At 39.4% G+C, this 6,039-nt stretch carries 4 protein-coding genes; all 4 read right to left on the reverse strand.

Annotated elements, in window-relative coordinates; all coding sequences use genetic code 11:
- Nucleotide 1: 1 nt before the first annotated feature.
- On the reverse strand, nucleotides 2–1,207 hold the full coding sequence (locus CZ487_RS15890) for an acyl-CoA dehydrogenase family protein (protein ID WP_077213261.1): 1,206 nt from the start codon (nucleotides 1,205–1,207) through the stop codon (nucleotides 2–4).
- 16 nt (nucleotides 1,208–1,223) lie between these two features.
- Nucleotides 1,224–2,279: a phosphotransferase family protein gene (locus CZ487_RS15895; RefSeq protein ID WP_077213262.1), complete on the reverse strand. Its 1,056-nt coding sequence runs from the start codon at nucleotides 2,277–2,279 to the stop codon at nucleotides 1,224–1,226.
- A gap of 207 nt (nucleotides 2,280–2,486) precedes the next feature.
- Complete coding sequence (locus CZ487_RS15900; protein ID WP_237562900.1) at nucleotides 2,487–4,043, reverse strand: acyl-CoA synthetase; 1,557 nt, start codon at nucleotides 4,041–4,043, stop codon at nucleotides 2,487–2,489.
- Nucleotides 4,044–4,121: 78 nt separating this feature from the next.
- Nucleotides 4,122–5,300: an acyl-CoA dehydrogenase family protein gene (locus CZ487_RS15905; protein WP_077213264.1), complete on the reverse strand. Its 1,179-nt coding sequence runs from the start codon at nucleotides 5,298–5,300 to the stop codon at nucleotides 4,122–4,124.
- Nucleotides 5,301–6,039: the final 739 nt, after the last annotated feature.

Genomic DNA, 6,039 nt, shown 5'->3' on the forward strand with positions numbered 1-6,039 from the left:
ATTATGAATGCTTCTTTAACTCAAGCTTCGCAACCGTTTCTTTATGAACCTCGTCCGGACCATCAGCGAGTCTTGTAATTCTTGCGCGGGAATACATTTTTGCCAGCGGGAAGACATCACTAACTCCGCCACCGCCGTGAACTTGAATCGCACGGTCAATGACTTTACAAGCCATTTCTGGTGCAGCAACCTTAATCATGGCAATTTCTTTTCTCGCGACTTTGTTTCCGACTGTATCCATCATATGAGCAGCATTTAACGTTAATAAACGTGCTTGGTCGATATCAATTCTAGATTCTGCAATCCAGTTCCGAATAACCCCTTGTTCTGCGACTGTTTTACCGAAAGCAACACGGCTTTTTGCTCTTTTAATCATCAATTCAAGCGCACGCTCTGCTTGCCCGATTAAACGCATGCAGTGGTGGATTCGCCCTGGGCCAAGTCTAGCCTGTGCAATCGCAAATCCTTTCCCTTCACCCCATAGAATGTTTGAAGCTGGAACGCGAACATTTTCAAATACTAATTCAGAATGTCCGTGTGGTGAATCATCGTATCCAAACACACTTAAGTTTTGGATAATTTTTATACCAGGAGTGTCTTTCGGTACGATAATCATGGATTGCTGTTCAAACCTCGGTGCATTCGGGTCAGTTTTCCCCATCACAATTAACACTTTACATTTCGATGATTCCGTACCGGACTGCCACCATTTACGCCCATTGATGACATATTCATCTCCATCTCTGACAATGCTTGTTTGGATATTCGTTGCATCTGATGACGCCACATCAGGTTCTGTCATACTAAACGTGGATCTAATTGTTCCTTCTAGCAGCGGCTTCAGCCATTTTTCCTTTTGTTCAGGAGTACCAAAGCGGTCCAAGATTTCCATATTCCCTGTATCTGGCGCAGCACAGTTAAACACTTCTGGTGCCATGCCAGAACGGCCCATAATTTCACAAAGTGGAGCATACTCTAGATTCGTTAATCCAGCTCCATTCTCACTTTCAGGTAAAAATAAGTTCCATAACCCTGCTTGCTTCGCCTTTTCTTTTAGTTCTGTCAAAATAGGAGGCTCGCCCCAATGATATTCGTCTTGCTTAATCTGCTCGGCATATACCGCTTCATTTGGATAAATGTATTCATCCATGAAGGCATTGAGTCTATTTTCTAATTGTTTTACCTTTTCTGATTTTTCAAAAATCATAATTCCTGTTCCTCCCTTAAATATCTTTATTGTGAACTAATGATTCTGCATAAATCATTAAGTTCTTAGCACTTTTATGGGCACCTTTGAATCGGGGATCTTTTGTCTGCCCTGTTGCATAGCGATAATAAATCTGCAGCATGGCGACGGCAATTTTAAAATAAGATAGAATCATATAAAACTTAAATGAAGACACATCTCTTCCAGTCTTTTTGGAATACTTGTCTAAAAACTCTCTTCGGCTGATAAAGCCAGGCTGAGCTGTAGGCATTCTCAAACTTCCTTTGATTAAGTCAGAGTCATTCTCTTCAAACCAATAGCTCAAGGTTGTACCAAGATCGAATAAAGGGTCGCCAATTGTCGCCATTTCCCAGTCAAGGATCGCATTTACCTCTCTTAAATCATCCGAAAATAGAACATTATTAATTTTAAAATCATTATGAATTAACGTTGGCTGCTGCGGCTTTGGCACATGGCTTTCCAGCCACTTAATGATGTTATCCACTTCAGGGATATCTTCAATTTTATATTTATGGTTCCTTGCAACCCAGTTCTTAAGCTGTCTTTCGATAAAACCATTTGTATACCCGATGTTTTCTAGACCAGCCTTCTTATAGTCAACATTATGTAGCTCTACCATGGCGTCTACCATCAAGTTAGAAATATGTTGTTTATCCTCAATGGTCAGATTATTTTCTGCATGGGGATCATCTTCAAGAGTAACTCCCTCTACTCTTTCCATAATATAAAATGGTGCGCCAATTACCTCTTTATCTCTACAGAGAATATACGGTTTCGGAACTAACGGGAACACAGTACTCAGCTTTCTTAACACTTCATATTCTCTTTCCATATCATGTGCTTTAGGTGGCAGAGGGCCAAATGGCGGTCTTCTCAAAACACCTTGCCACTCTCCACATTTAATGACATAAGTTAAATTGGAGCTGCCGGCGGAAAATTGTTCAATCTCTAGCGTATTTTTTGGAAGATCGTTAAGATTAGAGAATAGATATTTGCTTATCACATCTACATCAATTTCTTCTCCCTTTCGAACGGGAATGGTTTGACTCAATAGTACTTCCTCCTTTTATAGAAGAATGTATGGAGTAGAAAACGTTTTCATAAAATAACAACCTTTTTACCTTTTCATCTATTAATATAGTACAGCGCCAAATGGTTGTCAACAAATAATCTGAAAAGTATAAATGTTATAAATTAATAGAATTTTTCTATACTAAAAGGAACAACTCGTAAAAAGAATTGTTCCTTCTTTGGCTTGTTAGTTTATCGCTTTATCCGTAACTGCATTACGTAATTCTGTCTTTAATATTTTTCCCGCTGCATTTTTAGGCAGAATGTCAAAAAACTCTACGTAACGAGGCTTTTTGTATGATGCTAAATACTGCTGGCAATATTGGATGATATCAACTTCGAAAAGCTGCCTGCCTTGGTTTAGTACAATACATGCTTTTACGCTTTCTCCCCACTTAGGATCAGGCACACCCACTACTGCTGCTTCTAAGATGTCCGGATGTGTATAGAGAACTTCTTCAATTTCCTTTGGATAGATATTTTCACCGCCGCTAATAATCATATCCTTTTTACGATCTACCACATAGACAAACCCTTCTTCGTCCATCCGCACTAAATCCCCGCTGTGAAACCAGCCGCCTCTAAAGGCTTCCTTCGTTGCTTCAGGGTTTTTATAATATTCCTTCATCGTTGTCGGTCCTTGATAGACAATTTCACCAATTTCTCCAACTGGCACATCGTTCATATTATCATCCACTACACGAATACGAACGTTGAGAGATGGTCTTCCGACAGAGGCTGTTTTCGATTTATCTAGTGCGTCCTCTCCCGTTAAAAACGTTGTGCTTGGACTCATTTCCGTCTGTCCAAACGTTTCATGAATACTTCCGTTTTTAAAAGTATCAATAATCTTGTATTTTAATTCTAGTGGACAAATCGCTCCTGCAGTTGCACAAATCCTCATAGAACTAAGGTCATATTCATGCAAGTTAGGTTCTTTAAGCACGATATTCCACATGGATGGTACCAAAAACATCGAATTGATTTTTTCTCTCTCAATTGTTTCCAAAATAACTCTCGGATTGAATTCGCGATGAATGAACATCGTCCCTTGCATAAGAATGAGCTGCGTAATATTCGCTAAGCCTGCAATATGAAACAGAGGCGGTATCGTCAAATGCTTTGTTCCAAATTTAGCACCAGCATGATATAGCTTATGCATCCCATTCATATACAAGTTTTTATGTGTTAAAACGGCACCTTTTGGCTTACCGGTTGTACCAGACGTATAGACAATGGCTAGCGGATCATCATCATCCAAGTCTTCTCTTTGTCTAAAAGAGATTGAGCCTTCAAAGATAGAGTCATAGGTAACCAGCGGAATATCATTACTCTCAGCAGCCCTGCCTACCACTACAATCTTTTCAATATTTGGAAGCTTGTCCTCTATCGAAAGTATGGTGTCAGCAAACTCTTCATCAATAAATAGTATTTTGATATCCGCGTGATTAAGGATGTATTGTAGTTCTGCTGTAACCAGGCGGAAGTTTACAGGCACAAATACGGAGCCATTTAAACTCACCGCAAAAAATAATTCAACAAAAGGCGTACCGTTTTTAAATAGACAAGCGATTTTTTCATTCTTTTGAACTCCATGCTTCTGGAGCCATCCCGCTAAATGCGTTGCACGTTCAAGCGTTTTTCCATAAGTTAAGCGTTCCTCACCATACACAAAAGCGTCTCGATTCGGAACATAATGGGCAGAAAATTTCAGCCCTTCACCAATAAGCAATTGTTGTGACATTGATATCCCCATATGTATCTCCTTCCAGAAAGAGAAAGGGATTCTAGTAATACAGAATCCCTTTCTAGTGATTAAGTTTTATAATCCAAGATTTTTTGCAATGATCGTCTTCATAATTTCGTTAGATCCTGCAAAAATTGGTGTTACGGCAATGTCTCGATATCTTCTAGCAATCTTATATTCTTCCATATAGCCATATCCGCCGTGAAGCTGCATACATTCAGAAGAAATACGTCTAGCCATATCCGTAATCCACCACTTCGCCATTGAGACTTCTGTTACAATGTTTTCCCCATTCATATGTCTAGAAATAAGACTGTCTACAAAAGTTCTGCCAAGTGTTACTTGTGTGGCAATTTCAGCAAGCTTAAATTGTGTATTTTGGAATTTACCGATCGGTTTGCCAAACGCTTCACGTTCTTTTACATAATTTAACGTGATATCCAGCATATCTTCAGCAGCCGCAATCGCACCAATACAAGTCATAACTCTTTCTTGCTGTAATTTCTGCATTAAATACACAAATCCCTTGCCTTCTTCACCAAGCAAGTTTGAAACAGGAACACGAACGTCTTCAAAAATCAACTCAGCCGTATCTTGAGCATGCATGCCGACTTTATCTAACTTTCTTCCTCTAGAAAAGCCCTTCATTCCTTCTTCCACAATAATCAAACTTACTCCGCGATGTGGAGGGTTTGCTTGAGGATCTGTTTTAACAGCTACTACGACAACATCAGACATAATTCCATTAGAAATGAACGTCTTTTGACCATTTACAATGTAATGATCGCCATCCTTTATGGCCGTTGTCTTAATATTTGCCAAGTCAGAACCCGCTCCCGGTTCTGTCATAGCAATTGCAGAGATTAAATCACCACTTACAAGACCTGGCAATAGTCTAGCCTTTTGCTCCTCTGATCCAAATGAATCTATGTAAGGAACTACGACATTGCTATGAAGACCAAATCCGCTTAAGCCGCCGCCAACTTTTGCAATTTCTTCAGCAAGGATAACACCGAATGCAAAATCGACTCCCATGCCGCCATATTCTTCGCTGACCCATGGACAAAGAAACCCTTGCTCACCCATCTTTTTCCAAACTTCTCTTGGAACCATGCGGTCTTCTTCCCATTTTAAATAATTAGGCTCAATTTCTTTTTCAATAAATTTCTTTACAGACTCACGAAACATATGATGTTCTTCAGTTAAGTACGCAGCTGTAGATGAACCCTTTTTTGAGATCGTTTGTTCAGCCATTATTTTCCCTCTTTTCTCAACATTTTTATTAAGCGCTTTCAACGTTTGCGCAAAAAACTAATCGCTTAACGGTATAATATTTCTATAATTGATATTATAAAGCTTATCTATTTTTTGGTCAATTAAGAATTATTAGATTATTCAAATATTATTCTAGTATACTATCTGTATTGCTAGTTTCTTATCTTCTTCTATTGGTTACAAAGTTCTTAAACATTCTAATAATCAGAGGATTTTTAGTTTATTTTTAGCGTATAGTGTAATATGAATGAGTGATAATATGCTTGTTAAAGCAAAGCTTGAAGCTGGGGAAAAAGTAATGGGGCTCAGTATTTCATAAAAAACTGATACGGAACCGTTCCTCTGTTGGAACCAATGCTGAACGGTCTTCATCCTCGCTATGAGAACCTTTCCTCTGCTGAATCTGATGCTAAACGGTCTTCATTCGCGCTATGAGAACCTTTCCTCTGCTGGATCCAATGCAAAGCGGTCTTCATCCCCGCTATGAGAACCTTTCCTCTGCTGGATCCAATGCAAAGCGGTCTTCATCCTTGTTATGAGAACCTTCCCTCAACTAGATCCAATGCTAAACGGTCTTCATCCTTGCTATGAGAACCTTTCCTCTGCTGGATCCAATGCAAAGCGGTCTTCATCCTTGTTATGAGAACCTTCCCTCAACTAGATCCAATGCTAAACGGTCTTCATCCTTGCTATGAGAACCTTTCCTCTGCTGGATCCA

Origin of the sequence: Robertmurraya dakarensis (genome assembly GCF_900156875.1) — a bacterium.
Taxonomy (GTDB): domain Bacteria; phylum Bacillota; class Bacilli; order Bacillales; family Cytobacillaceae; genus Robertmurraya; species Robertmurraya dakarensis.

Bases quoted from the DNA above. Each gene is read 5' to 3' on its own strand.
- CZ487_RS15905 (WP_077213264.1), bottom strand. From the start codon at position 5,300: ATGGCTGAACAAACGATCTCAAAAAAGGGTTCATCTACAGCTGCGTAC.
- CZ487_RS15890 (WP_077213261.1), bottom strand. From the start codon at position 1,207: ATGATTTTTGAAAAATCAGAAAAGGTAAAACAATTAGAAAATAGACTC.
- CZ487_RS15900 (WP_237562900.1), bottom strand. From the start codon at position 4,043: ATGTCACAACAATTGCTTATTGGTGAAGGGCTGAAATTTTCTGCCCAT.